This window comes from Glycocaulis abyssi, assembly GCF_041429775.1.
In the GTDB taxonomy this organism is placed as follows: domain Bacteria; phylum Pseudomonadota; class Alphaproteobacteria; order Caulobacterales; family Maricaulaceae; genus Glycocaulis; species Glycocaulis abyssi.
Genome location: NZ_CP163421.1, coordinates 1,299,650 through 1,323,854, shown reverse-complemented (window position 1 = coordinate 1,323,854; position 24,205 = coordinate 1,299,650). Strand labels below are relative to the sequence as shown.

The window sequence follows — 24,205 nt, the reverse complement described above, 5'->3', positions numbered from 1 at the left end:
CCAAGCTGTGCCGATTGGGGAAGACTGCCTTGGGCCGCAAATTTATGCAACCGGTGTCATTTTCAATAATACAAGGAAAATGACCTCTTTATAGAGTCGCTCCTGCGCTTGATGCCGCAGGCGCGGGCGGACCCGCGCCGGGTCAGACTCCCTGGCGGGCTGACAGATGGCGTATCTGATGTCCGGGCAGGGAGGGCGATGGCTAGCGCAAGGCGTGCCGGTTTGCCCTTTTTCGCGCCTGGCCTACATGGCTGGCATGAGCACGCCCGCGAAATTGGGCTGGCCGGAAATGGGCCGTATCAGCCCGTCTGGCCACTAACGCGCTCGATGGCGTCAGTGGATCTAAAAATATTCAATGAAATCATAGTGATACGAACCATGGTGGCACGGTCACCTCAGCCGCGGCACGGTAAAAATAAGCAAAACAAAGATATAGCGCGCAATAGTGCCGCGCCTTTTATCTCGCCCTCGTGCAATTGGGCTTCTGTTGTTTGTCTGATTGCGTACGAACCGGTTGGATCTGCGAGTGATTGTGACAGGCAGATGCCGGTCAGACCTGAGGGGGTAGGTAGCCGACGATATGAGGCGACGCTGCTCACCTGAGCGCCTCCAGTCAAAACACCGATTGCCAGTCGGTCTTTTTCAGCATAAGCAAAAGGTGCAGGGAGTTGTGTCATGTCGTGTTCGGAGCTGAAGCTGGGCGATCTGGAGATCGCGGTGCTGGAAGACATCTGGCATGCAGGCCAGGGCGAGGCACGCGGCGTCCATGCGCGCGTCGGTGCCGTACGCGGCAATTCACTGCAGACCATACAATCCACACTCGAAAGGCTTCACAGAAAAGGTCTTCTGGCCCGTGAGCGGGTCAGCCATGCCTTTGTGTATACCCCGACGGGAAGCCGCGAAGCGGTGCTGGCGCGCCTAATTGAGGAGTTGCTGGGCCGGTTCAGTTCCGGGCAGGAGGGCGGCTTGATGGCCGCCTTTGCCGGTTATGCTTCACAGGCAGACCCGAGCCTTCTGGATGAGCTTGAGGCGTTGATCGAGCATCACAAGCGCCGGATTGGCGGAGACCCGTCATGACAGGAGGCGAGGCGATTATCGCGCTGTCCGCCGGCCTGGGTATCTTCGCGGTCTCGACAGCCGGACTGACTTTTGCCGCACCGGGTCTGATCCGCGCGATCAGACGGGTCCAGCCGGCTCTACGCGCCAGCTTTGTCCTGACGCTTGCAGCGGCGCCTTATGTGCTGGGGGCGTTTGTCGCTCTCGGGGTCGTGTTCTTCCCGCATGCTGTGGCGTTGGAGCTCACCCCTGTCCACCGCCATGACAGCCTGTCTGGCTGGGCGGGCCATGGCGCGCTCACAGGCCCCGGCATCAGTGCCTGGACTATGGTGCTGATCGCGGTTTTGCTCCTGCTGCGGATCGGACAGGCGTCAATTGCAGCAATTGTCGAAACACAGCGTCTAAAGCGGACGCTGGAGCGTGTTTCGATCCGGCGCGATAACGTCGTGCGCAGGATCGCTTCCGATCAACCGCTCGCACTGGCTGTCGGGGTGCTAAGACCGGCTATCTATCTGAGTGACGCAGTCGCAGACAGGGCCGGGGCGGAAGGCAGTGCGATCATCGAAGCGCATGAACGGGCTCATCTGGCGCGCGGAGACCTTGCCGCGCGCTTTGTCCTTGAGGTTCTGTGCAGCCTGTTCCCTGACACAGCCAAAGCGCATTTGCGCCAGGCGCTGGTGCTGGCTCAGGAGCAGGCGTGTGATAGGGCTGTGGCGCTTCACCATGCGCCCATCCGGATCGCGGAAACGCTGGTTCGTATGGAACGTGTCCACGCCAACGCTTGTGCATTGTCGGCGCAGTTTCAGGATGCAGATATCACGCTACGCGTGCGGGCTCTGCTCGAGCCGGACTTCGAGGCCCCTGCGCGCTCAATCGCAAGGGCAAGTGCATCGGGCGGAGTGTTGCTCTTCGCGGCCTTTTTGGCGCTGGAGCCCCTTCACCACAAAATTGAATCCCTGTTTCTCACGCTTGGAGGCTAGACCATGCCTTCCTCTCTCCGTTTTGTTGCATCCAAAAAACCGATAGCGGCTCGGTGTTTGGCGGTCTTGATCTGTTCAATGACGCTGCCGGCAATCGCAGGCGCGCAAGTGCTGACGGCCGACGAAGCCGTCCGGCTGGCGCTGGAAAACGCACCAAACCGTGTCTTTATCGATGCGCCTTCGCAAATGGCCGAAGGCGCGGTTATCTCGGCGGAGACCTGGCGCAACCCTGTGCTCTCGGTCGAGCGTGAAGGCGAGCGGGGATTTGGCGGAGACCACGTAGAGACCACCGTGTCGCTGGAGCGCGCCTTCGACTTCTCGGGCCGCCGTTCATTACATGCCGATGGAGCGCGTGCAGACCTGGTGGCGGCCCGGGCGCAGGGTTTTGTGACCCAGGCGGACTTGCAGGCCGATACGCTTGGCGCCTTCTATGGCGTCCTGGCTGCTCAGGCAGAGCTGGAGGCCGCAGAACGGCTGCGCGAGCAGTTCGTGAGCCTTGAGGCAGCCACACTGCAGCGTGTCGAGGCGGGGGATGCGTCGCGATTTGAACTGGAACGCGTGCGCCAGGAGACCCTTGTCTTGCCGGGTTTCGTCTCGGAAGCGCAGCTCAACATGCAAGGCGCACGCGATGAACTTTTCATCGCGACCGGATCGGAACAGGCGCTGTCCGCACGTATAGAGGGCGATCTGTTACCCGGCACCGAGGGCCTGGCCACGCTCGGCGGGGCGAACACCCCGGCCCGGCTCGCCGTCCTCGAGGCCGGGGTGGAAGCAGCTGCCGCCAGGGAGACTGCGGCGTCGCGACTGGCACCGGAGGTCAATCTCGGCCTGGGTGTTCGCCACGCAGAGGGCATGGGAGCGGAAACCGGGGTAGTCGTCAGCGCCAGCCTGCCTTTGCCCCTGTTTGACCGAAACCAGGGCGAACGCCTCGCCCGCGCCGCCGATGCCCGGCTGGCCGAGGCCCGACTGCGGCGCGAGCAACGCCGGATTGAGGCCGAAGCGGGCGCTTTGCGCCGCCGTGCCGCGGTGCTCCATCAGACCGCAACAGATTACGAGGCCGATGCTCTGGTGTCCGCACGCGAGATGCAGCGGATCGCTCTTGTGTCCTACCAGTCTGGTGAAATCAGCGTGCTCGAAGCCATCGACGCCCTGCGTGCGGCCTTTGATGCCGAAACGCGGGCGATATCCCTCAAATTCCGGGCGCGTCAGGCTGAGATTGCGCTTAATGCCCTGCTTGCGGAGACCGAATGATGCGCCTTGACCTGATACTGACCGCATTGTTGATAGCCGGGTTTCTGGCTGCCTGCTCTGGCGCGGACGATCATGACCATGATCATGGAGACGGCGGGCATTCCCACGGCACGGACAGCCATGACCACGGCGCAGATAGCCATAATCACGGGGAAGATGAGCATGATCATGGTGACGATGAACATGCCCATGGTGGTGGAGTTGTTGTCACCGACTTTACCGAACTGACGGAGCTTTTCGTAGAGTTTCCGCCGTTCGCGGTTGACCGTGACTCACCATTTGCAGCGCATTTCACGCGGCTGGCCGATTTCACCCCGATAGGCGAGGGGCAGGCGACTGTCCGTCTGGCGGGCGGTGGAGCTCCGGAAGAAACCTTCACCGCCGGACCATCTCCCGTCCGGGGTATTTTCCGTCCGGTCGTCCGGCCTCGCCATGCTGTGATCCGCGACGTGAGCGTGATCCTCCAGTCGGGCGATCTGGTTTCGGTCCACCAGCTTGGGCGTTATGAGGTCTTCACCACAGCGCTAGCGGCTGACGCCTCCTTGCCTGCTGACGAGACAGACGGCGATCTCATACCCTTTTCCAAGGAACAGCAATGGCAGGTGGATTTTGCCACCGCCGAGGTGCGTGAGGGCGTGCTGTTCCGCTCCATTCGCGCATCTGCGGCTCTGGAGCCTGCCCCAGCCGGTGATGCCCGGGTAACGGCGCAAACCGCTGGCATAGTGCTCTCCTCCGGTGCGGGCTTTCCCCAGATCGGTGACCTGGTAGAAAGCGGCGAGGTTATCGCCATGATTGCGCCGGCACTGGCGGGTGAACGGGACGCTCCGGGGCTGCTGGCGGACCGTGATGGCGCCCGCGCCGCTTTCAATGTTGCCCGCGCCGAGTACGAGAGAGTCTCCGCACTTTTCGAGGCAGGGGCCGTGGCGCGCAACCGGGTGGAGCAGGCCGAGGCCAGCCTTCAGACAGAGCGTGCTCGCCTGAATGCGGCGCAGGCCCGGCTCGATGGAACCGGAGGCGAAAGCGGCGTCGCCATCAGAGCGCCGGTCTCAGGCCGCATCGCCCGCATGGATGTGGGTCCTGGCAGCTATGTCGAGGCGGGGGAACCGCTTTTCCGGATTGTTGACCTCTCCCGCATCCGGCTGGTGGCTCAGCTCGCCGAGATCGATGCTCCACGCCTTGGGCAACCGCAAGGCGCGTGGTTCACGCTGCCGGGAGACAGCCGGAGCCATGATCTCGCCGACTACGCCGCCCGGCTGGTGGCAGCTGGTGGTGCGGTTGACCCCGTACGCCGCACCGTGCCGGTCATTTTCGAGTTTGAAAACACGGCCGGTTTTGCCGCCGGCACACTGGTCAATGCGCGGGTGCGGACGGCTGACCGCTCTGAGGGCGCTATTATCCCCGTCAGCGCCATCGTCGACGAGGCAGGCCAGAGTGTCGTCTTTGTGATGGCCGATGGAGAGAACTGGCGCCGCCAGCCGGTACGGATATCCGTTCGGGACGGCGATCTCGTCGGCGTGTCGTCAGGCCTCGAGCCCGGCGAGCGCGTGGTGACTGAAGGCGCCTACCTTGTCCATCTGGCCGCCAGTGGACCGGCAGAAGCCGGTCACGGCCATGCGCACTGAACCGGAGCGAGCATGATACACCAGACCATTCGCTTCTCGCTCCTGAACCGGGCCTTTGTGCTTATGGGCGGTCTGGCGCTTCTGGCGTGGGGCGCCTGGGAAGCGACGCGCATGCCTGTGGATGTTTTCCCGGACCTGACGGCGCCCACCGTAACGGTCGTTGCTGAAGCGCACGGCATGGCGCCGGAAGAGGTTGAAACACTGATTACCCTGCCAATCGAGACGGCCCTGAATGGCGCGTCGGGCATACGCCGCGTGCGGTCATCCACATCGGTCGGCAGCGCCATCATCTGGGCCGACTTCGAGTGGGGCACGGATATCTACCTGGCCCGGCAGATCGTGGCGGAGAAACTACAGCTTGTGCGCGACACCTTGCCGCCCGGCGTGCCTGCGCCCGTACTGGCGCCGGTGTCCTCCATCATGGGCGAGGTGATGTTTATCGCGCTCGGATCAGACCAGCATAGCGAGATGGAGATCCGCACTGCGGCCGACTGGACGTTGCGAAGGCGGCTGCTCGCGGTTCCGGGCGTTGCTCAGGTCATCCCCATTGGCGGCGAAGTGCGCCAGTACCAGGTTGATGTGCGCCCCGAGCGTCTCGCGGCCCACGGCATCACCTTTGAAGAGGTGATGACCGCTGTCGCCCGGACCAACGCCAACTCCTCGGCCGGTTTCGTTTCGCAAGGCGGTCAGGAATACCTGATCCGCGGTGTCGGCCGGGTCGGGTCGCTTGAGGACATAGCCACAACGGCGGTCCGGCAGGTTGAGGGCGTACCAGTGCTGGTCCGGGATCTGGCCGAGTTGCGTATGGGCGCGGCGATCACGCGCGGCACAGGTTCGCAGAATGGCAACCCGGCGGTCGTTATCGGCATCCAGAAGCAGCCGGACACGAACACACTTACACTTACCGAAGAGCTGGACCGGGTTATCGGGGAAGTCGAGGCCGGACTGCCCGAGGGGATGTTCATCGAGACCAATCTGTTCCGGCAGGCCAACTTTATCGAGGTCGCGGTTGAAAATGTCCTCCATGCGTTGAGGGACGGAGCAATCCTCGTCGTGGTGATCGTGTTTGCCTTCCTGATGAGCGGGCGGGCGACGCTCATCTCGCTTCTGGCCATTCCGCTTTCGCTGGTGGTGGCGATCCTGACCCTGCGCTGGCTGGGTTTCAGCATCAACACGATGACCCTCGGCGGCATGGCCATCGCGCTCGGCGCGCTCGTCGATGACGCGATCATCGTGGTCGAGAACGTGGTGCGGCGTTTGCGCGTCAACCGCTCAAGCCAGGCACCGCAGCCCGTATTGAAAGTCGTCGAAGACGCTACGCGGGAAATTCAAGGGTCGATTGTCTTTGCCACCCTGATCATCATGCTGGTCTTCCTGCCGCTCTTTTTCCTTTCCGGGGTTGAGGGCCGCCTGCTTCAGCCTCTGGGGCTCGCCTATGTAATCGCGCTGGCGGCATCGCTGCTGGTGGCGGTCACGGTGACGCCGGCGCTGGCAGCCGTCCTCATGCCGGGGTCGCGCACGATCCGCACTGATCGCGAACCGTGGCTGGCCCGCATGGTGCACGCAGCTTACCGCCCCGTGCTCAATATCACTCTTGCGCACTGGGCCATTCTTGGCGGGCTTTCGCTCGTCGCGCTTGCAGCGTCGCTTGCCCTTCTGGCGACAGCCGGGCGTGCCTTTCTGCCCGACTTTAACGAGGGCAGCCTGACGGTCAGTGCGGTTACGCTGCCGGGCACTTCGCTAGAACAGTCCAACGAGTTGGGCGCCATGGTGGAGCGGATACTGCTGGACCAGCCGGAAGTCGTGGCTACCGCCCGCCGGACCGGGCGGGCCGAGCTCGATGAGCACGCCCAGGCGGTCAGCGCCTCGGAGATTGAAGTGACGCTGGAAATGGGAGATCGCTCAAGGGAGGATTTCCTGGAAGACCTGCGCCGGTCGCTCGGCGCGCTGCCCGGGATGAATGTGACTATAGGCCAGCCGATCTCGCACCGGATCGATCACATGCTGTCCGGCACACGGGCGAGTATCGCTGTGAAACTGTTCGGGCCTGATCTCTATGAATTACGCAGGATCGCAGAACAGGTCCGTGCGCAGATGGAAACGGTTGAAGGTGTAGTTGACCTCTCGGTCGAGCAGCAGGCCGATGTCCCGGTGCTCACAGTTGATTTCGACCGCGATGCCATAGCCCGGCACGGGCTGCATGTTCAGGATGTCGCAGAAGCGGTCGAAGCCGCCTTTGCGGGAGTGGAGGTTAGCCAGGTTCTAGAAGATGGCGCGGCCTACGGTCTTGTTGTGCGTTACGCCGCCGAAAACCGCCAGGACCTTGATGCTGTTCGCGACACGCGCTTCATCACGCCTGGCGGCGGCGAAGTTCCGCTGCGCGCGCTGGCTGACATACGCCGTGACCGGGGTCCCAACACCATCAGCCGTGAGAACGTAGAGCGCAAGATTGTCGTCATGTCCAATGTGGCAGGCCGTGATCTGCTCAGCGTTGTAGGCGACATTCAGACCAACATTGCTGCCAATATCGATCTCCTGCCGGGTTACTACATCGAGTATGGCGGACAGTTTGAAAGCGCGAATGAAGCCACGGCGCGCCTGTCAGTGCTTTCGGTTGCCGTGATCGTCGGTGTCTTCCTGTTGTTGTACATGGCGTTCAGCTCGGCACGGGATGCGACGCTGGTCATGGCAAACCTGCCTTTTGCGCTGATTGGCGGGGTGATTGGCGTGTTCGCAGCCGGAGGGGTGCTGTCGGTGGCGTCCATCATCGGCTTCATCACCCTGTTCGGCATCGCCACGCGTAACGGCGTGATGATGGTGTCCCACATCCGTCACCTCACACTCAGCGGCGAAGCCGCAACGTTCGAGGAAGCGGTGCGGCGCGGTGCCATGGAGCGCCTGGTGCCAATCCTGATGACAGCGCTCGCCACGGCCCTGGCCCTTGTCCCGCTTGCACTGCGAGGCGGCGAGCCCGGCAGCGAGATACAAGCCCCCATGGCGGTTGTGATCCTGTTCGGTCTGGTGTCCTCCACCCTGCTCAACATGATCGTGCTGCCCGCACTCTATTTACGTTTCGGCGCGGTACGACATCACGGCGGCGGCCGGCGTGAAGCCGAGCCTGCTGCGATGCCTGTTCCCGCCCCTTCAAGGAGTTGAACCCATGCGTCTTTCCCTCGTCAGCCTCGCCGCGCTCAGTGCGGCCCTTTTCGCCGTTCCCGCGTTCGCCCAGGAGCACGGCCATGATCATGGCGATCACGGCCACCAGCATGACGATCACGGCCACGCCCATGACGACCATGGACACGATCACGGACATGATCATGGCGACCACGCCCACACCGACGACGCCGACCAGCAACCCGGTGGTCTGCGTCTGACCGCCGAAGCCGCTGGCGAGCTGGCCGCCGGTCAGGACGCAACTCTCACTCTCCAGCTGTCAGGCCCTGACGGCGCACCGGTCGCCGGTTCTGATTTCGCCCCGACCCACGGCCGGCTGGTCCACGTGCTGATCGTTGATGAAGGCCTCGAGGACTTCCATCACCTGCATATCGAACCGGACGCCGAGGGCCGCGCCACACTCGGCTTTACACCGGCGCACCCGCGCATCTACCGCGTCTGGGTGGATGGCCAATTGTCGGAACCGCTCGATTCACCGGCCGCGACCGAAGGCCATAGCCATGGCGGCGGCCATGATCATGCCCATGACCCTCAGGCCGACGATCACCATGCCGGACACGGGGAGGACGCGCACGCCCATGACGCGGGCGCTGTTCGCGCCACTGACTGGGTGCGCGTGGGCGATGAGGCAGCGCCTTACATCATTCCGGCTGACATCCTGACGGCTCAGGCCGGCGGCCTCTCCTTCACGCTTGCCCCGCAAGCGTCCATCCGCGCCGGCATGGCAAACGTCATGACGCTGTCAGTGGCAGATGCCGAGGGCGCGCCGGTCACGACGCTCCAGCCCCATCTGGGTGCATTTGCGCACATTGTCGGCTTCAACGCCGGCGCTTCGCAGATGGCGCATGCGCATCCGTCTGGCGCCGAACCGGTGACGGATGAGGCCTTCGCCGGTCCGGACCTTACCTTCGAGATCGGCTTTGACGAGCCGGGCGTCCACAGACTTTTCGTTGAGGTGCGTCATCAGGGTGAGGTGATACTCTCGTCCTTCACAGTGGTGGTGCGCGAGTAACAGGCAGGAGGACAGGCGGGTGCTTTATCTCGCGGTCAAGGCGATCATCTCCGCATTGATCATCGTTGCGGTCTCTGAGCTGGCCAAGCGCAGTCCTGCGATGGCGGCTTTGCTCGCCTCGCTTCCGCTTGTCTCGGTGCTGGGCATGATCTGGCTATGGCGCGATGTACCAGACCCTGAGCGGATCGCCGCACATGCCGAGGCTACGTTCTGGTACGTGCTGCCGAGCCTGCCGATGTTTCTTCTCGTCCCGGCACTGATCCGGCGCGGTGTGGACTTTTATCCCGCATTGGGCGCCGGGCTTGTCCTGACCGTGTCGCTCTACCTGCTCACGGCTGCCATTGTGTCGAGGTTTGGCGTTCAGCTTTAAACGGCCGAGGCGTGGAACGGGCCGTCGGTAAGCTTTGGCTTGCATATTGCCCCTTACGCCGTATCTGCACTCTCCATGAGCCGGACGGTCGCCTCATGATCGTAGCCAGGGCGTGTGTTCCCTGTGTGCAGAGCGTGATCGAACCCTGGCGAAATGCGTCGCGTTACGTCGTAAACTCGAGTGCACACGCCATTAATCAACGCATTGAGTGCAAATAGAAAGTGCAATTAAATCAATCACATAAATTCTGTATTGCGCCCATGATGGACTGGACGGACCGGCATTGCCGGGCCTTTCACCGCGTCATGTCGCGCCGCGCGCTGCTCTATACCGAGATGGCAGTGGATCAGGCCGTCATTCATGGCGATGCGAAGCGCCTCATCGGGTTTGACCCTTCAGAGCACCCGGTCGCGATACAGCTCGGCGGCAGTGATCCGGCCTTGCTGACACAGGCAGCGCGCATCGCGGAAGATTTCGGCTATGCGGAAGTGAATCTCAATGTCGGCTGCCCGTCTGACAGGGTGCAGTCGGGCACGTTCGGAGCCTGCCTGATGCGCGAGCCGCAACTGGTGGCTGACTGCCTGGCCGCCATGCGCGAGGCGGTCTCGGTGCCGGTAACGGTGAAACACCGGCTCGGCGTGGATGAGCAGGACCCGGAAGAGGCGCTTTTTGCCTTCGTCGAGACAGTAGCGCAAAGCGGCGTGACCACGTTTATCGTTCATGCCCGAAAGGCGTGGCTGAAAGGTCTGTCGCCGAAGGAAAACCGGGATATTCCGCCGCTGGATTACGAGATCGTGCGGCGCCTGAAAGCGGCGCGCCCCGATCTGGAAATCATCCTGAATGGCGGGCTGGCAGATATCGCGCATGCGAAAGCCGAGATGACCGGGTTGGACGGCGTGATGCTGGGCCGTGCCGCGTATCACACGCCCTTCATTCTCTCGCGTGTGGACAGCGTCTTCTTTGGAGAGGCGGACCCGTATGATGACCCGTTCGCGGTCGTCGAGGCCTACCGGCCTTACGTCGAAAGCCAGTTGGGGAAGGGTGTGCGCCTGCACGCCATCACACGCCACATGCTGGGCCAGTTCACAGGCATGCCGGGCGCGCGGCGCTGGCGGCAGATATTGTCGACAGAGGCCAATCGCGACGGCGCGGGCTGGCATGTGGTGGAACGGGCGCTCAGCGCCGTGAGGGAGGCGCGTGCGGCGGCCTGATGGAAACCTATATAGTCTACCTGCTTACCCTGCTGGCCGTGGGCGCGTTCGCCGGATTGATCGCGGGCCTGTTCGGCATTGGCGGCGGGGTCGTGATGGTCCCGGCCATGTACTACACGCTGGTCTTCCTGGGTTATCCCGAACACGCCATGCACGCGGCAGTGGGCACCTCGCTGAGCGTTATCGTCATCACGTCTGCGCGTTCCGTCATGGCGCACGCCAGGCGCGGCGCTGTGGATTTCGCCGTGCTGAAAAAATGGTGCCCGTGGATCGTGCTCGGTGCACTGGCTGGCTCTGCCATAGCCGGCGCGATCCCGACGCGCGGGCTGGTCTTCATTTTTGCGCTGACCGCTCTGGTGCTATCGCTGCAATTCTTCTTCGGCCGGGCCGACTGGAAGCTCGGCGATGATCTGCCGGGTCAGCCCTTCCGGGCGCTGCTCGCGGGCACAATCGGCATACTGTCGGCACTGATGGGCATTGGCGGGGGCGTGTTCGGCGTCACGCTGCTTAGCGTCTTTGGCCGGTCGATCCATGTCGCGGTGGCGACGGCGGCCGGTTTTGGCGTGGCTATAGGCTTTCCCGCAGCTCTTGGCTTTGTCATTACCGGCTGGAGCGTGGCGGATCGCGCGCCGTTTTCCCTAGGCTATGTCTCGCTCCCGGGCTTTGCGCTGCTGGCCATCACGGCGGTGTTTGTAACCCCGCTGGGGGCGGCGCTCGCGCATCGCCTCAACGCCGCACGCCTGCGCCAGGCATTTGCGGTGGGGCTGGCGCTGGTCGCCCTCAACATGCTGCGCTCGGCCGTATGGGGGTAGATTGAAAGGGGTGCGGCATTGCCGTATACTGCTCTGATGATTGCCAATCACGCCCCTGATCCCGACGCGCCGCTCTCGGATGAAGAGTTCGAGCGGGGCCGCGCGGCGGTGCTGGCCCGCAAGGCGCGGTTGGCGACGGGGCTTAGCCAGCCTGCATTCGCCGCGCGTTATGGCGTACCGGTGGCGAGCCTTCGCGATTGGGAGCAGGGCAGGCGCAAGCCCGATGCAGCCACGCGCAACTATCTGCGCGTGATTGCCTCCATGCCGGACGCCGTCGCGCGCGCGCTGGATGGCGCCGCCTGACCCATGACCATCCGCTACGAGACCAGAGACCGCACCGCGATCATCACCATCGACCGGCCAGAGCGGCGCAATGCGGTGGACGGCGCGGCCGCGCGGGCGCTCGCCGATGCGTTCCGGCGGTTTGAGGCCGATGAAGGGGCGGACATTGCCATCCTCACCGGCGCCGGTGAGACTTTCTGTGCGGGCGCGGACCTCAGAGCCATTGCAGGCGGCACACCCAACCGCACAGAGCCGGATGGCGACGCACCGATGGGCCCCAGCCGCATGATGCTCTCCAAGCCCGTTATCGCGGCCGTGGAGGGCCATGCGGTCGCGGGCGGGCTTGAGCTCGCCTTGTGGTGCGATATGCGCGTAGCGGCGAAGACGGCCGTTTTTGGCGTGTTCTGCCGGCGGTTCGGTGTGCCGCTGATCGATGGCGGGACGGTGCGCCTGCCGCGCCTGATCGGCCAGTCGCGCGCCCTGGACATGATCCTGACAGGCCGCCCCGTCGGCGCGGAGGAAGCCCACGCAATTGGTCTTGCCAACCGGCTGGCAGAGCCCGGCGAGGCGCTGGAGGCTGCGCTTACGCTCGCCCGCGAGATCGCCGCCTTCCCGCAAACCTGCCTGCGTAACGACCGGATGAGCACGCTCACCCAGTGGAGCCTCACCGAGGAACAGGCCCTCGCTGCCGAGTTCGCATGGGGTGAGAAAACCCTCCAGAGCGGCGAGACGGTGGAGGGCGCCACACGCTTTTCAGACGGTGAAGGCCGGGGCGGGCGCTTCGACAAGCCTGAAGGATGAGCCAGCGCGTTGCCATTATCGGGGCGGGGCCTGCGGGCCTGATAGCCGCTGAAAAGCTGGCAGGCGAAGGCTTCGCCGTTGATGTGTACGAGCGCATGCCGAGCGTGGCGCGCAAATTCCTGATGGCGGGCAGGGGCGGGCTGAACCTCACCCACTCCGAGCCGCTGGACACGTTTCTGCAGCGCTATGGCGCGGCAAGGGAGTGGCTGGAGCCGTCGATCTGCGCTTTCCCTCCGTCGGAGCTTGCCGCGTGGTGCGAAGGGCTGGGGCAGAAGACGTTCACCGGGTCCAGCGGGCGGGTGTTTCCAAAATCCATGAAAGCCTCCCCGCTTCTGCGCGCCTGGCTGGCCCGGCTGGACGGGCTGGGCGTCACCATCCACACCCGCCATGAGTGGCGCGGTTTTGACGATGCCGGGCGCCTTCTTGTTTCCGGACCGGAGGACGTTGAGCGGGCAATCGAGGCCGCTGCGGTGATCCTCGCCCTTGGCGGGGCCAGCTGGCCGCGTCTGGGGTCCAGGGGCGAGTGGACAGGCTGGCTTGCTGAGCGCGGAGTGGAGATCACGCCTTTTGCGCCCGCCAATGCAGGGTTCAATGCAGGCTGGTCTGATGTGTTCAAGGCGCGTTTTGCGGGGCAGCCGCTGAAAGCCGCCAACTTCACCCATCAGGGCCGCATGATGCGCGGCGAGGCCATGATCACGGCCTATGGCATCGAAGGCGGGGCCATCTACGCGCTGAGCGCGTCTTTGCGCGCGGCGATCGAGGCTGAGGGAAGGGCCGAGCTGGTGCTCGATCTGGCACCGGACATCGCCGGAGACGCGCTGGCGGCGCGCCTCGCCTCGGCCAGGCCCGGTCAGTCGCTTGCCAACACGCTGCGAAAGCAGGCCCGCCTGTCACCGCTTTCTGCCGCGCTCCTGCGCGAGACGGGTGCAGTGCCGCGTGGGCCGCAACAGCTCGCCGAGCGCATCAAGGCCTTGCCCGTCAAGCTGACCGGCATGCAGGGGCTGGAGCGGGCGATCTCCAGCGCAGGCGGCATTGCCCGCAGCGCCGTTGACGGGAACTTCATGCTCAAGACCATGCCCGGCGTGTTCGCGGCGGGCGAAATGCTCGACTGGGAAGCACCTACAGGCGGCTATCTGTTGCAGGCGAGCTTTGCGACGGGAATCGCGGCGGCGAGGGGTGTGACGGAGTGGTTCGACGGGATGAAAGCCTGACCGGTTTGTCATCACCTGCTTTATGCGGGTGACCCATGCCTCTTTAGTTCCGCAACGCATCCCCCGGTCGTAGCCGGGGGCAGGCCGCGTTGCGATATTCCGCGAATACCCGCCTGCGCGGGCACAGGCAGTCGCGGGCGCGCAGTCGCGCTTTTCAGGCCGCACAACGGCCTGCAAGGCACCCGCTAGCCTTCATCTCCCAGGCATAGGTGGCCCGGATAAACCGGGCCATGACAACTGTTGGAAGTCGCGCCCGGAAACCTAATGCCCCAGCGGGATCGCCATGATCTTCACGCCCGGCGGGGCGGGCGGATCGTCCGGCACAAAGAAATCGGGCAGCAATTCCACCCCCGGCTCGACCGAATACTGGTCGAGATCGGTGACGCCTTCGGAGACGAGGAAGCTGTCATCGATGAGGAAATGGCCGGTGAATTCCGCCGCCGGCTTGGTGAGAACCCGGTAGGCGGTCTCGGCGAGGATTTCCGGCTTGCGGCAGTTTTTGAACGCCTCTTCGCCCGCCAGCACATTGGCGATGGCGGCAGTGGCGATGGCGGTACGCGGCCAGATCGCATTGGCGGCAATTTTGCCCCGGAACTCCTGCGACCAGCCCAGAACGCACAGGCTCATGCCATACTTGGCGCTGGTATAAGCCACGTGCGGGCCGAACCATTTGGCGCGCATGTCCAGCGGCGGGGAGAGGGCGAGGATGTGCGGGTTCTCTGCCTTCTCCAGATAGGGCAGGCAGGCGCGCGTGACGATATAGGTGCCGCGCGCATTGACCTGGTGCATCAGATCCCAGCGCTTGGCGGGCGTGTCTTTCGTGGGCATCGGAAAGATGGCCGAGGCATTGTTGATGACAATGTCGATGCCGCCGAAACGCTCAGCCGTCGCTTTCACGGCGGCTTCGACGCTGTCTTCGTCGCGGATATCACACTGTATGGGGAGGGCCTTGCCACCGGCGGCTTCTATGGCCGCGGCGGCGGTGTGGATCGTGCCTTCCAGCTTGGGGTGCGGATCAGCCGTCTTGGCCGCAATGGCGATATTGGCTCCGTCGCGCGCGCAGCGTGTCGCAATCGCCAGACCAATGCCCCGGCTGGCTCCGGTAATGAAGATGGTCTTGCCGCGCAGGCTCATCTGGCTCTCCTCCCTTTTCAGGCAGGGGAGCCTAGAGCGCAATTACAGTCCGCGGAAGACCCTCCAGGGCGGGCAGGTCAGCCCTTCCTCATTGCGGCAGCTGGCAAAGGTGAAGAGCACGGTGAAGGCACGGCCCACGATATTGTCGCGGTGCACATAGCCAAGCTGGGTAGCGACGCGGCTGTCTGCCGATGCGTCGCGATTGTCGCCCATCAGGAAATAGCTGTCACTGGGCACGCGGAAGGGTCCGGCATTGTCCAGCAGCGCACTGTCGGTGCGTTCATAGATGATATGGCTGTTGCCATTGGGCAGCAGCTCCTCATAGACCGTCACCGCGACAATCTGCCCCTCGCGCGTGCGGTAGCGGATCACGTCCTGCTCCACGCGCTCGACGACATCGCCATTGATGATCAGGCGGCCGCCGCGCACCTCTATCGTGTCACCGGGCAGGCCGATCACACGCTTGATGATATTGATGCCCTGGCGCGGATCGCGCACCACGACAACCTCGCCCCGGTCCGGCCCGCCAAAATGCAGAAGGCGTCCGGTCCAGCTGTCCGGCAGGGCGTAGCCAATGCCCAGCGGCAGGGAATGGCGCGAATAGCCGTATGAGAATTTCGAGACCAGCACGCGGTCGCCGACCTGCAGGGCCGGCTGCATGCTCTCGGAGGGAATGTGGAAGGCGGCAAACCCGAATGTCACCAGCGCAAACCAGACGGCCGCCACACCGGCAAAGAAGCGGATCGTCTCGCCAAACTCCGACATGACGCGGCGGAAAAAGGCAGTCACCATGTTCTGCGAGCGAACTTCGCCGTCGCCGGAATGATCGGTCATGTCAGCTTCACTGCCGTCCCGTAGGCCAGGATCTCGGCAGCGCCTTCAGTGATGGTGGAAGTGGAAAAGCGGAAGGTGACGACGGCGTCGGCACCCAGCTCGGCGGCGTGCGCTATCATGCGCGCCATGGCCTGCTCGCGCGCCTGTGCCATGAGCTCGGTATACTCATTCACCTCGCCGCCGACCAGATTGCGAAGGCCGGCAACGAAGTCACGCCCGAAAAAGCGCGCGCGCACCACGCTGCCGCGCGCAATGCCCAGGACATCGCCCAACTGGCGGCCGGGCACGCTGTCTGACATGGTTACAATAATGGCGGGGCTGGTCATGGGGCTTCCTTGCCTGTCATTCGCGGCATTCGTGTGGCCACACGCCAGTAGAGCAGTGTGCAGCCCGCTGCAAGTAGGGCACACGGCAGCATCCAGACCAGTGATTGCGGATAGGCAAGGCCTTCGCCCGCGATCACGCGCACGATGCCCAGCACCACCAGGCCCAGCCCGCCAGCGGCGAGAAAGCCTCGCTCCAGCCATCGGGCGAGGGCGCTGCCAGCTTGATTATCCGTACCAATCATGGGCTGAATATTGGCCGCGCCGCGCGTGACAACCAAGGCGAAACACCACTGCGCCTGCATTAAATTTGTAACAGTGTCGTTTCAGCGCCGCACGCCATGACAAGGAAGGGCCTCTCCCCATGACCGAAGAGCAGACCACACAAGCCGCCCCGCCACCGGCACCGGGCCCCAATGACACGGACCGCACCTTCGCGCTTGTCTGTTACATATTGCAGATACTCTCCGTGGTGACGGGCCTGACCGCCATCGTTGCGGTGATCCTGGCCTATGTGCGCATGACCGAGGCGCCGGAGTGGATAAAGAACCACTACGTCTATCAGATACGCACCTTCTGGTACGGGCTTGCCGGCATGATTATCGGCGTGCTGACCATCTGGCTGCTCGGCCTTGGCCTTCTGATCATGCTGGCCACGGCCATCTGGTTCATCGTGCGCGCGGTAGTGGGGCTGATCCGCCTGACGGAGGGACGCACCCACACCGATCCGCGCGGTTTCTGGATCTAGGCGGCTAGCAGTTTGCCGGCAGTGGCAGCGGGGCCTATGCGCCGCGCTGCCCGTCCGGTACCGAGATACACGGCCAGCGCTGTCACGCCATAACATCCCGCTACGGCCAGCGGGATCAGGGTCATGCCCTTCCACCAGACCGGCGAGGTGCATGATACGGGCAGGCGAGAGGGAGGGGATAAGATCAGTCCGCCATCGGGCTGCCCTACACGCCGGCTGCGATGGCTGGAGTGCCAAGCCTGTCTTGCAGTGAGACACGGCCATGGGTCCCGGCTCGGGGGCCGGGACCCCGGTGGAGAGGTCTATGGTGAAGCTGCCAGAATTTTCCCGAACGGCGCCCCAATCCGGGGACCCGGCCCCCGAGCCGGGGTCCATTCTTTCTGAATCCCGACTTGCGTCGGGGAAACGCAACCAAAGGGGCATGGGTCTCCCGCATAAAGCGGGGGATGACATGGAGGGGTCTGGGAGTTTAGCAGGTCACGCACTCTCCAGCATGGCAAGACCCGGCTCGAAAAGCGGGGCGGCGCCCATGCGGATTTCGCCCAGCAGGCCCGGCGCGGCGGCCAGCACCGTTTCGGCATAGATGCCCGCCAGCGCGATACGGTTCTCGGAGAAAGCCGCATCACCCTCGGCCTCTTTCAGGCGGCGCTGCGCGGCCACCGCGCCGACGCACAACAGCCAGCCGCCCGTCACATCGCCGGTCAGCTTCAGGAAGGCGGTGGAGCCGGCCAGCCGGTCTTCCATGCCGGCCGATATCATCCAGCCTGTGGCCTCTTCCAGCGCATCGGCAGCGGGCTTCAGGCGCGCCGCCAGCTCGGGCAAAGCCGGGTTGGACGAGGTCTCGCAATCCTCGACCGTTTGGCGGATATCCTCGATCAGCTCGGCAAAGGCGAGCCCGCCCTCCATGGACAGCTTGCGGCCTGACAGATCGATCGCCTGAATGCCGTTCGTGCCCTCATAGATCGGGGCGATGCGCGCATCGCGGTAATGCTGGGCGGCGCCCGTCTCCTCGATAAAGCCCATCCCGCCATGGATCTGCACGCCAAGCGAGGCGATCTCGACACCGAGATCGGTCGACCAGGCCTTGGCAACGGGGATCAGCAATTCCTCGCGCCGGCGCGACCAGGCCGCTTCCTTCTCGTCGCCGTGGTGCTCGGCCAGATCGCCTTCCACCGCCGCGTGGAAGCATATCGCGCGCGCCGCTTCGATCTTCGCTTTCATCAGCCCCAGCGTGCGGCGCACATCAGGATGATCGATGATCGCGTGCGGGGCAGGGCCTTCGACGCCCGGTGCGCGGCCCTGACGGCGCTCTTTTGCAAACTCAAACGCCTGCTGATAGGCGCGCTCGGCAATGCCGACGCCCTGCACGCCCACATTCAGGCGCGCCGAGTTCATCATGGTGAACATGGCGGCCATGCCGCGGTTTTCCTCGCCGATCAGCCAGCCGGTAGCGCCTGCATATTCCATTGTGCAGGTGGGAGAGCCGTGAATGCCCATCTTGTGTTCAAGGCCAATGGCTTTCACGCCATTGCGCTTGCCGGGATTACCGTTCTCATCGGGCAGGAATTTGGGCACCAGGAAGAGCGAGATGCCCTTGGTGCCGGCCGGGCTGTCTGGCGTGCGCGCCAGCACCAGATGGATGATATTCTCTGCGCAGTCATGCTCGCCCCAGGTGATGTAGATTTTCTGTCCTGAAACCGCCCAGCTGCCATCGCCATTGGGTTCGGCCTTGGTACGCAGCGCGCCGACATCCGATCCGGCCTGCGGCTCGGTGAGGTTCATCGTGGCTGACCATTCACCGGAAATGATTTTCGGCAGATAGAGCGTGCGCTGCTCGTCAGAACCATGCGCGATCAGCGCCTCAATGGCGCCAAAGGAGAGCATCGGACCAAGGCCAAAGCTCATCGAGGCGCTCTGCAGCATCTCCATCAGTGCGCAGCCCAGCGCGCGTGGAAGGCCCATTCCGCCATGTTCTGTGCCAAACTGCAGGCCCTGCCAGCCGCCTTCGACGAATTTGGCATAGGCCGCCGGGAAGCCATCGGGGGTTTTTACCTCGCCGTCTTTCAGCGTGCAGCCCTGCTGGTCTGACGGCCAGTTCAGCGGCGCGATCACGTCATTGCAGAGCCTGGCCGCTTCCTCGAGGATGGCACCGGTCAGATCACCGGAAAACTCCGGGAAAGCGCCGGTGGCGCGCACGCTGTCCAGCGCCGCGATTTCCTCAAGGCTGAAACGGATGTCGCGGACAGGCGCGCGATAGCTCATGGATGGTCTCCCCGGTTCAGGTTTTTGCGACAGGGAACATAGCGCGGCGCGCGCCGAACGCGAGGGCGAAGCTGTGCGGCATGGGGGCGCGGGAGCTGATTCCACCCAGTGCTGGGTTTTCCCGACGAAAGTCGGGACCCAGAAAGGGCTGGGCACCGGCTTACGCCGGTGAAACGAACAAGGGGGATCCATGACATCCCCGCCATCCGCCCTAGCTTTGCGTCAAGACTTGAAGGAGGCTTGTCCCATGCGTCTTGTGCTTGCTGCGATAACGCTGCTGCTAGCGTCCTGCGTTTCCGCGCCGGTGACGGATCCTGCCCGGCTGCCTGCGGGCGCGTGGGAGCTGGACGGCGAGCACACGAGCGTCACCTGGCAGGTGCGCCATCTGGGGCTCTCCTGGTACACGGCGCGCTTTGACGGCGTGCGCGCAAGCCTCGAGTTTGATCCTGTCCGCCCGGAAGACGCAGAACTGACCGCAATCGTGGACGCGGCCTCGGTCTCTACCGGTGATCCTGATTTTGACGAACTGTTGCGCGGCTCCGGCTGGCTGGATGCGGCTGACCATCCCGAAATTGTGTTCGTTTCCGAGAGGATAGTTGTAACAAGTGAGGTGACAGGCGAGGTGCACGGCCTGCTCACCCTGAAAGGGGTGACCCGTCCTGTCATAATGGAAACAGAGTTTTACGGCGGCGTCTTCAATCCGCTAGTCCGGCGTAACATGCTGGGATTTAGAGGCTATTTCGAGATCGACCGGACGCAGTTCGATATTGGCCGCTTGCCAGGCAATTTCATTGGTGACACGGTGCGCCTATCTATCGAGGCGGAATTTATCGCAAGGGATTAGGGCGCGATGACGAGCACCACCGAACAACCCCGCTACACGGCGGTCGCTATTCTCCTCCACTGGCTGATGGCGGCCCTGCTGGTCGGCATGATCTTCATGGGCTGGCAGATGGAGGATATGCGCGATCAGGCGCTGGCGGGCGAGCTGAGCTTTGCCGAGGTGCAGACCTATTATAACTGGCACAAGACGATCGGGATCAGCCTTCTCGTGCTGGCGCTGGCCCGGCTCGGCTGGCGGTTTACGCACAAGGTCCCGCCCATGCCGGACACGATGAAGCCGTGGGAAGCAATAGCCGCGCGCGCCACGCATATCGCTTTCTACGCGGTGATGATCGCCGTGCCGGTGCTGGGCTGGCTGACGGCCTCGGCGACCAATTTCCCGAGCTATCTGGCCAATAATCCAGCGCTGGAACTGCCGCACCTGCCGGTGCCCAACGAGGCCTATGAACCGCTCGGCTCGATTCATGGCGCTGGCGGCTGGGTGATTTTTGTGCTGCTGGCCCTGCATGTGGGCGCGGCCCTTAAGCACCATTTCATCAACAGGGACAACGTGCTCACCCGCATGATCCCGTTTCTCAAACCCCGCGTATAAATATCAGAAAAACAACCGATAACGGAGACCTCCCCATGATCCGTGCATCCATCGCCGCTTTTGCCTTTGCCCTGACCGGCACTTTTCCCCTGTCGGCTCAGGACTGGGTGATTGACACAGCTGCGTCTGAAGTGACCGCCGAAACCCGTGTTTTCGGGCAGGCCGTGGCCGCCACATTCGCCGAGTTCTCTGCCGAGATCAGCTTCGATCCGGAAGATCTTGAAAACGCGCAGATTTCCGCGCGCGTGACCAGCGATACCGGCACTATCCCGAACCGTGAATACCAGTCGGCTCTGGTCAGCCGCGATGGCCTGCATGTGGCCGAATATTCCGAAGCGGTCTTTGTGTCCGAAGAGATTGTGGCCACTGATGAAGGCTATGAGGCCCGTGGCACGCTGACCATCAAGGGCGAGAGCCGCGGCGCCGTTCTGCCCTTCACTGTCGAGATCAATAATGGCCGCGCCGTGGCGCAAGGCAGTCTGGAGATCGTGCGGGCAGAGTTTGGCGTGGGCGGTTCCAGCTGGGCCGAAGTGGCACCCACCGTCACCGTGCGCCTGCATATCGAGGCGGATGCGGAGTAGGGTTCCAACAACTTGTCATTCCCCGGTGGCGCAGCCATCCGGGGAACCCATGCCTGCAAAGAGCGATCGGGCGGAAAGATTGAGGCATGGGTCCCCCGGACCTCGCGAACGCTCGGCCGGAGGATGACAGCATTGGACAGCGAGGACGAAGCTACCCGCCCTCGCGTTCCTTCACCGCCGCCGCAAAATCGGCTAGCGCCGCCGCCAGGCGCTCTGCCGGATCGGCGGCCGGCGTGGGCAGGGGTTCGGCGCGTTTGACTACCCGGCTTGCCGCGCGGCGTACCGGCCCGGCAGGCGCAGCCAGCGAGCCCTGTACGATGCGCAGGCGCTTGGGCGCCTTGCCGGCATATTGCGCGACGCGTTCGAGTATCACGCCCGATTGCGCCTCGATCAGCGCGGCGGCAGGCCCGCGCGCCCGCACGGTCAGTGTGCCTGATTGCAGTTTTTCAGGGCTGGTCCAGCGCGCCAGTGCTTCACCGACAATCGCCTCCCAGTGCTCCTCCAGCTCAGAGGCGCCGGGTCCGAAGGCCTTGGCGAGCGGACGGATCACATTGGCCAGCGCCCGCCCGGCGGGCGGCGGCGGCTTGATGGCCGGTTTCCCCCGGTGATCGACGGCCCACAGATCGGCCTGTGCCCGCGAGACGGCATCGCTTTTGGAGCGTATGCGCCTGCGCTGCGTGATTGCCTTTTGGCCGTCCTGTTTCCAGCTTTCATCCATGAGCACAGTTTCGGCACTTCCGATCGATGCGGCAAGCCCGCCTGACGGTGACATCGCCGCCATGCGCGCGCGTCTTCTTGCCTGGTACGACCGGGAGGGGCGTACCCTGCCGTGGCGCATAAGGCCTGAAGAGCGCGTGGCGGGCCGCGTGGCAGACGCGTACGCCGTCTGGCTGTCGGAGATCATGCTGCAGCAGACGACAGTGGCCCATGCCGCGCCGTACTATGCGAAATTCCTGTCGCTCTGGCCGACGGTCCATGATCTTGCCGATGCGCCGCGCGAGGATGTGATGGCAGCCTGGGCGGGGCTTGGATATTACGCCCGCGCCCGCAATCTGCATGCCTGCGCGCAAGCCGTATCGCGTGAGCTGGGCGGGGTGTTCCCGTCTGATCTGGAAGGGCTTCGCGCGCTGCCTGGCATAGGCGAATACACCGCGCACGCTATCCGCGCAGCCGCCTTCAACCTGCCCGCCAGCGTGGTGGATGCCAATGTGGAGCGTGTCATCACACGGGTCTTCCGTATCGAGGCGCCGCTGCCCTCTGCCAAGCCAGACATCCGCAAACATGCGGCCAGCCTGGCTGATCCGGCCCGGCCCGGAGACTACGCACAGGCCATCATGGATCTGGGCGCGGTTATCTGCACGCCGCGCGCTCCCTCCTGCGGTGCGTGTCCGTGGGCGGCGCACTGTGCCGCGCGCGCTGCGGGCGATCAGGAACGCTATCCGGTGAAAGCCGCGAAGAAGGTCAAGCCCGTGCGCCATGGCCTCGCCTTCGTGGTCCTGCGCGGGGAGGGCGAGGGCCGCGAGGTGCTGGTGCGCACACGGCCCGACAAGGGGCTGCTGGGCGGCATGCTGGAAGTGCCGGGGACGGACTGGGTGGTGGACGCCGGGGCGTTGCCCGCCCTGTCAGAAGCCGCGCCGCTGGCGCTCAGATGGCGCGAGGCGGGCCGGATCACCCATGTCTTCACCCATTTTGAATTGCGCCTGACGGTTTTTGCCGCGCCCCTGTCGGGGGAGGCAAACCTGCCCGATGGCGCGCGCTGGGTGGGTGTGCACCCGATCCGTGCGGCAGGGCTGCCTACAGCGATGAAAAAGGCGGTGCAGGCGGCGTTGTAGGTGGATTAACTCTAGTCGACGGGAAACCTCTACACCGCGTTTCACCGGCGAAAGCCGGTGCCCAGCTTTTTATTCCGGAGCCCGGCTTTCGTCGGGAAAATGCGAAAAGGGACTGGGAAAAGCGCCCCCTAAGCTTCCTCCATCTCTGCGCGGATGCGGCTGCGCAGCACATCGATGGGCATCAGCGTGCCATTGCGGCGGATATGCCAGAACGTCCAGCCATTGCAGGAGGGGGCACCTTGCACGGCAGCGCCTACCTGGTGGATGGAGCCGGTCTCGCCCCCACCCGTTACCGAGCCATCGGCGCGCACGCGCGCTGTGCGCCGGCCTTGCGCACAGAACAGCGTATCACCCGGCTTGATAAGGCCCGCCTCGACCACATTGCCGAACGGAATGCGGGGCAAGGACCGCTTGGAGGCGGTCACCTGCAGTGCGCTGGCATCGCCGGGGCTGATCGCCTCTATGCGCTGTCGGGCCAGCGTCACATAGTCGGCATCGGCCTCAATGCCGATAAATTTGCGGCCGAGCTTCCTCGCTACCGCCCCCGTGGTGCCGGTGCCGAAGAACGGGTCGAGCACGATCTGGCCGGGATGGGTGGTAGAGAGCAGTACGCGATGGAGCAGGCTTTCAGGCTTTTGCGTCGGGTGGGCCTTGCGGCCATCGCCCGCTTTCAGGCGCTCACCGCCCGAGCAGATCGGCAGGGTCCAGTCAGAGCGCATCTGCACGCCGTCATTCAATGATTTCATGGCGGCGTAGTTGAAGGTGACCTTGCTGGTCTTGTGTTTGGCGGCCCAGATCAGGGTCTCGTGCGCATTGGTAAAGCGCGTGCCCTTGAAATTCGGCATCGGGTTGGACTTGCGCCAGATGACATCATTGAGCACCCAGAAGCCCATATCCTGCAGGAAGGTGCCCACGCGGAAAATGTTGTGATAGCTGCCGATCGTCCACAGCGCGCCATCCTCCTTCAGGACGCGCCGCGCCTCTTCCAGCCAGCCGCAAGTGAACAGATCATACTCGTCGAACCCGCCAATCTGGTCCCAGTCATTATCGACCGCATCCACCCTGGAGTTGTCGGGGCGGTGCAGTTCACCGCCGAGCTGAAGGTTGTAGGGCGGATCGGCAAAGATCAGATCCACACTGTTGTCTGGCAGGGTCTGCATGATCTCCACGCAATTCCCATGCAGGACCTGATTTATCGGCAAAACTGTTGACACCAGAGCCACCCTCATTCCTATCCGGTGCAAAAGGCTTGAAATGATACGCCTAACGAG

At 63.9% G+C, this 24,205-nt stretch carries 25 protein-coding genes; 17 read left to right on the top strand and 8 right to left on the bottom strand.

Annotation, left to right across the window (positions count from 1 at the left end):
- Nucleotides 1-675 precede the first annotated feature (675 nt).
- The 12 genes from AB6B38_RS06470 (at nucleotide 676) to AB6B38_RS06415 (ending at nucleotide 13,785) form a co-directional block, all read left to right on the top strand.
- Nucleotides 676-1,077, top strand: a complete 402-nt coding sequence (locus AB6B38_RS06470; RefSeq protein ID WP_371394960.1) for a BlaI/MecI/CopY family transcriptional regulator — start codon at nucleotides 676-678, stop codon at nucleotides 1,075-1,077.
- Nucleotides 1,074-2,036: a M56 family metallopeptidase gene (locus tag AB6B38_RS06465; RefSeq protein ID WP_371394959.1), complete on the top strand. Its 963-nt coding sequence runs from the start codon at nucleotides 1,074-1,076 to the stop codon at nucleotides 2,034-2,036. The genes AB6B38_RS06470 and AB6B38_RS06465 overlap by 4 nt, the downstream gene beginning before the upstream one ends.
- Nucleotides 2,037-2,114: 78 nt before the next feature.
- Entirely contained in the window at nucleotides 2,115-3,287 is a 1,173-nt protein-coding gene (locus AB6B38_RS06460) for a TolC family protein (protein WP_371394958.1), read from the top strand.
- Nucleotides 3,284-4,909: an efflux RND transporter periplasmic adaptor subunit gene (locus AB6B38_RS06455; protein WP_371394957.1), complete on the top strand. Its 1,626-nt coding sequence runs from the start codon at nucleotides 3,284-3,286 to the stop codon at nucleotides 4,907-4,909. The genes AB6B38_RS06460 and AB6B38_RS06455 overlap by 4 nt, the downstream gene beginning before the upstream one ends.
- Nucleotides 4,910-4,921: 12 nt before the next feature.
- On the top strand, nucleotides 4,922-8,065 hold the full coding sequence (locus AB6B38_RS06450) for an efflux RND transporter permease subunit (RefSeq protein WP_371394956.1): 3,144 nt from the start codon (nucleotides 4,922-4,924) through the stop codon (nucleotides 8,063-8,065).
- 4 nt (nucleotides 8,066-8,069) lie between these two features.
- Nucleotides 8,070-9,098: a hypothetical protein gene (locus AB6B38_RS06445; protein ID WP_371394955.1), complete on the top strand. Its 1,029-nt coding sequence runs from the start codon at nucleotides 8,070-8,072 to the stop codon at nucleotides 9,096-9,098.
- Nucleotides 9,099-9,117: 19 nt separating this feature from the next.
- The gene (locus tag AB6B38_RS06440) at nucleotides 9,118-9,468 is read left to right on the top strand and encodes a DUF3147 family protein (RefSeq protein ID WP_371394954.1); all 351 of its coding nucleotides are present in this window, start codon (nucleotides 9,118-9,120) and stop codon (nucleotides 9,466-9,468) included.
- A 221-nt stretch (nucleotides 9,469-9,689) separates the two neighbouring features.
- On the top strand, nucleotides 9,690-10,679 hold the full coding sequence (gene dusA / locus AB6B38_RS06435; protein WP_371394953.1) for a tRNA dihydrouridine(20/20a) synthase DusA: 990 nt from the start codon (nucleotides 9,690-9,692) through the stop codon (nucleotides 10,677-10,679).
- Complete coding sequence (locus AB6B38_RS06430; protein WP_371394952.1) at nucleotides 10,679-11,491, top strand: sulfite exporter TauE/SafE family protein; 813 nt, start codon at nucleotides 10,679-10,681, stop codon at nucleotides 11,489-11,491. The genes dusA and AB6B38_RS06430 overlap by 1 nt, the downstream gene beginning before the upstream one ends.
- 18 nt (nucleotides 11,492-11,509) lie before the next feature.
- Nucleotides 11,510-11,794 carry a helix-turn-helix domain-containing protein gene (locus tag AB6B38_RS06425; protein ID WP_371394951.1) on the top strand — a complete coding sequence of 95 codons (285 nt, stop codon included), beginning with the start codon at nucleotides 11,510-11,512 and terminating at the stop codon, nucleotides 11,792-11,794.
- Nucleotides 11,795-11,797: 3 nt separating this feature from the next.
- The gene (locus tag AB6B38_RS06420; RefSeq protein WP_371394950.1) at nucleotides 11,798-12,574 is read left to right on the top strand and encodes a crotonase/enoyl-CoA hydratase family protein; all 777 of its coding nucleotides are present in this window, start codon (nucleotides 11,798-11,800) and stop codon (nucleotides 12,572-12,574) included.
- On the top strand, nucleotides 12,571-13,785 hold the full coding sequence (locus tag AB6B38_RS06415) for a TIGR03862 family flavoprotein (protein WP_371394949.1): 1,215 nt from the start codon (nucleotides 12,571-12,573) through the stop codon (nucleotides 13,783-13,785). The genes AB6B38_RS06420 and AB6B38_RS06415 overlap by 4 nt, the downstream gene beginning before the upstream one ends.
- Nucleotides 13,786-14,046: 261 nt before the next feature.
- Here the strand turns inward: AB6B38_RS06415 and AB6B38_RS06410 are convergent, their stop codons facing one another.
- The 4 genes from AB6B38_RS06410 to AB6B38_RS06395 are packed head-to-tail and all read right to left on the bottom strand — an operon-like array spanning nucleotide 14,047 to nucleotide 16,357.
- Nucleotides 14,047-14,919: an SDR family oxidoreductase gene (locus tag AB6B38_RS06410; protein WP_371394948.1), complete on the bottom strand. Its 873-nt coding sequence runs from the start codon at nucleotides 14,917-14,919 to the stop codon at nucleotides 14,047-14,049.
- A gap of 42 nt (nucleotides 14,920-14,961) precedes the next feature.
- Nucleotides 14,962-15,753: a signal peptidase I gene (gene lepB / locus AB6B38_RS06405; RefSeq protein ID WP_233351796.1), complete on the bottom strand. Its 792-nt coding sequence runs from the start codon at nucleotides 15,751-15,753 to the stop codon at nucleotides 14,962-14,964.
- On the bottom strand, nucleotides 15,750-16,079 hold the full coding sequence (locus AB6B38_RS06400) for a YbjQ family protein (protein WP_371394947.1): 330 nt from the start codon (nucleotides 16,077-16,079) through the stop codon (nucleotides 15,750-15,752). The genes lepB and AB6B38_RS06400 overlap by 4 nt, the downstream gene beginning before the upstream one ends.
- Nucleotides 16,076-16,357 carry a hypothetical protein gene (locus AB6B38_RS06395; protein ID WP_371394946.1) on the bottom strand — a complete coding sequence of 94 codons (282 nt, stop codon included), beginning with the start codon at nucleotides 16,355-16,357 and terminating at the stop codon, nucleotides 16,076-16,078. The genes AB6B38_RS06400 and AB6B38_RS06395 overlap by 4 nt, the downstream gene beginning before the upstream one ends.
- 83 nt (nucleotides 16,358-16,440) lie before the next feature.
- Here AB6B38_RS06395 and AB6B38_RS06390 point away from each other — a divergent pair, with 83 nt between their 5' ends.
- Nucleotides 16,441-16,824 (top strand): DUF4870 domain-containing protein, encoded by a 384-nt coding sequence (locus AB6B38_RS06390; RefSeq protein ID WP_217978981.1) that lies wholly within the window; start codon nucleotides 16,441-16,443, stop codon nucleotides 16,822-16,824.
- Here AB6B38_RS06390 and AB6B38_RS06385 read toward each other — a convergent pair.
- Nucleotides 16,821-16,949 (bottom strand): hypothetical protein, encoded by a 129-nt coding sequence (locus tag AB6B38_RS06385; RefSeq protein ID WP_267905770.1) that lies wholly within the window; start codon nucleotides 16,947-16,949, stop codon nucleotides 16,821-16,823. The two genes, AB6B38_RS06390 and AB6B38_RS06385, sit on opposite strands and share 4 nt — an antisense overlap.
- A 352-nt stretch (nucleotides 16,950-17,301) precedes the next feature.
- On the bottom strand, nucleotides 17,302-19,086 hold the full coding sequence (locus AB6B38_RS06380; protein ID WP_371394945.1) for an acyl-CoA dehydrogenase: 1,785 nt from the start codon (nucleotides 19,084-19,086) through the stop codon (nucleotides 17,302-17,304).
- 247 nt (nucleotides 19,087-19,333) lie between these two features.
- On the opposite strand from AB6B38_RS06380, the gene AB6B38_RS06375 reads away from it, so the two are divergent.
- Genes AB6B38_RS06375 through AB6B38_RS06365 form a run of 3 tightly spaced genes read left to right on the top strand, consistent with a single transcriptional unit; the run spans nucleotide 19,334 to nucleotide 21,102 of the window.
- Complete coding sequence (locus AB6B38_RS06375; protein ID WP_188452036.1) at nucleotides 19,334-19,930, top strand: YceI family protein; 597 nt, start codon at nucleotides 19,334-19,336, stop codon at nucleotides 19,928-19,930.
- Between the two features lie 6 nt (nucleotides 19,931-19,936).
- Nucleotides 19,937-20,521: a cytochrome b gene (locus AB6B38_RS06370; protein ID WP_371394943.1), complete on the top strand. Its 585-nt coding sequence runs from the start codon at nucleotides 19,937-19,939 to the stop codon at nucleotides 20,519-20,521.
- A gap of 35 nt (nucleotides 20,522-20,556) precedes the next feature.
- Nucleotides 20,557-21,102: a YceI family protein gene (locus AB6B38_RS06365; protein WP_188452038.1), complete on the top strand. Its 546-nt coding sequence runs from the start codon at nucleotides 20,557-20,559 to the stop codon at nucleotides 21,100-21,102.
- 151 nt (nucleotides 21,103-21,253) lie between these two features.
- Here AB6B38_RS06365 and AB6B38_RS06360 read toward each other — a convergent pair whose 3' ends face one another.
- Nucleotides 21,254-21,883 carry a DciA family protein gene (locus tag AB6B38_RS06360; RefSeq protein ID WP_371394942.1) on the bottom strand — a complete coding sequence of 210 codons (630 nt, stop codon included), beginning with the start codon at nucleotides 21,881-21,883 and terminating at the stop codon, nucleotides 21,254-21,256.
- Between AB6B38_RS06360 and mutY the strand changes: the two genes are divergently transcribed.
- The gene (gene mutY, locus AB6B38_RS06355; protein WP_371394941.1) at nucleotides 21,882-22,934 is read left to right on the top strand and encodes an A/G-specific adenine glycosylase; all 1,053 of its coding nucleotides are present in this window, start codon (nucleotides 21,882-21,884) and stop codon (nucleotides 22,932-22,934) included. The genes AB6B38_RS06360 and mutY overlap by 2 nt on opposite strands.
- A gap of 128 nt (nucleotides 22,935-23,062) precedes the next feature.
- On the opposite strand, the gene AB6B38_RS06350 is transcribed toward mutY, so the two are convergent.
- Nucleotides 23,063-24,163 carry a site-specific DNA-methyltransferase gene (locus tag AB6B38_RS06350; protein WP_188452041.1) on the bottom strand — a complete coding sequence of 367 codons (1,101 nt, stop codon included), beginning with the start codon at nucleotides 24,161-24,163 and terminating at the stop codon, nucleotides 23,063-23,065.
- Nucleotides 24,164-24,205 lie beyond the last annotated feature (42 nt).

What these genes read in the sequence shown, in the direction of transcription:
- AB6B38_RS06390 (WP_217978981.1), top strand. Translation starts at nt 16,441, where the DNA reads ATGACCGAAGAGCAGACCACACAAGCCGCCCCGCCACCGGCACCGGGC.
- AB6B38_RS06470 (WP_371394960.1), top strand. Translation starts at nt 676, where the DNA reads ATGTCGTGTTCGGAGCTGAAGCTGGGCGATCTGGAGATCGCGGTGCTG.
- AB6B38_RS06360 (WP_371394942.1), bottom strand. Translation starts at nt 21,883, where the DNA reads ATGGCGGCGATGTCACCGTCAGGCGGGCTTGCCGCATCGATCGGAAGT.
- mutY (WP_371394941.1), top strand. Translation starts at nt 21,882, where the DNA reads ATGCGCGCGCGTCTTCTTGCCTGGTACGACCGGGAGGGGCGTACCCTG.
- lepB (WP_233351796.1), bottom strand. Translation starts at nt 15,753, where the DNA reads ATGACCGATCATTCCGGCGACGGCGAAGTTCGCTCGCAGAACATGGTG.
- AB6B38_RS06430 (WP_371394952.1), top strand. Translation starts at nt 10,679, where the DNA reads ATGGAAACCTATATAGTCTACCTGCTTACCCTGCTGGCCGTGGGCGCG.
- AB6B38_RS06420 (WP_371394950.1), top strand. Translation starts at nt 11,798, where the DNA reads ATGACCATCCGCTACGAGACCAGAGACCGCACCGCGATCATCACCATC.
- AB6B38_RS06455 (WP_371394957.1), top strand. Translation starts at nt 3,284, where the DNA reads ATGATGCGCCTTGACCTGATACTGACCGCATTGTTGATAGCCGGGTTT.
- AB6B38_RS06370 (WP_371394943.1), top strand. Translation starts at nt 19,937, where the DNA reads ATGACGAGCACCACCGAACAACCCCGCTACACGGCGGTCGCTATTCTC.
- AB6B38_RS06450 (WP_371394956.1), top strand. Translation starts at nt 4,922, where the DNA reads ATGATACACCAGACCATTCGCTTCTCGCTCCTGAACCGGGCCTTTGTG.
- AB6B38_RS06445 (WP_371394955.1), top strand. Translation starts at nt 8,070, where the DNA reads ATGCGTCTTTCCCTCGTCAGCCTCGCCGCGCTCAGTGCGGCCCTTTTC.
- AB6B38_RS06375 (WP_188452036.1), top strand. Translation starts at nt 19,334, where the DNA reads ATGCGTCTTGTGCTTGCTGCGATAACGCTGCTGCTAGCGTCCTGCGTT.
- AB6B38_RS06415 (WP_371394949.1), top strand. Translation starts at nt 12,571, where the DNA reads ATGAGCCAGCGCGTTGCCATTATCGGGGCGGGGCCTGCGGGCCTGATA.
- AB6B38_RS06365 (WP_188452038.1), top strand. Translation starts at nt 20,557, where the DNA reads ATGATCCGTGCATCCATCGCCGCTTTTGCCTTTGCCCTGACCGGCACT.
- AB6B38_RS06460 (WP_371394958.1), top strand. Translation starts at nt 2,115, where the DNA reads ATGACGCTGCCGGCAATCGCAGGCGCGCAAGTGCTGACGGCCGACGAA.
- AB6B38_RS06465 (WP_371394959.1), top strand. Translation starts at nt 1,074, where the DNA reads ATGACAGGAGGCGAGGCGATTATCGCGCTGTCCGCCGGCCTGGGTATC.
- AB6B38_RS06385 (WP_267905770.1), bottom strand. Translation starts at nt 16,949, where the DNA reads ATGACCCTGATCCCGCTGGCCGTAGCGGGATGTTATGGCGTGACAGCG.
- AB6B38_RS06410 (WP_371394948.1), bottom strand. Translation starts at nt 14,919, where the DNA reads ATGAGCCTGCGCGGCAAGACCATCTTCATTACCGGAGCCAGCCGGGGC.
- AB6B38_RS06380 (WP_371394945.1), bottom strand. Translation starts at nt 19,086, where the DNA reads ATGAGCTATCGCGCGCCTGTCCGCGACATCCGTTTCAGCCTTGAGGAA.
- AB6B38_RS06400 (WP_371394947.1), bottom strand. Translation starts at nt 16,079, where the DNA reads ATGACCAGCCCCGCCATTATTGTAACCATGTCAGACAGCGTGCCCGGC.
- AB6B38_RS06350 (WP_188452041.1), bottom strand. Translation starts at nt 24,163, where the DNA reads ATGAGGGTGGCTCTGGTGTCAACAGTTTTGCCGATAAATCAGGTCCTG.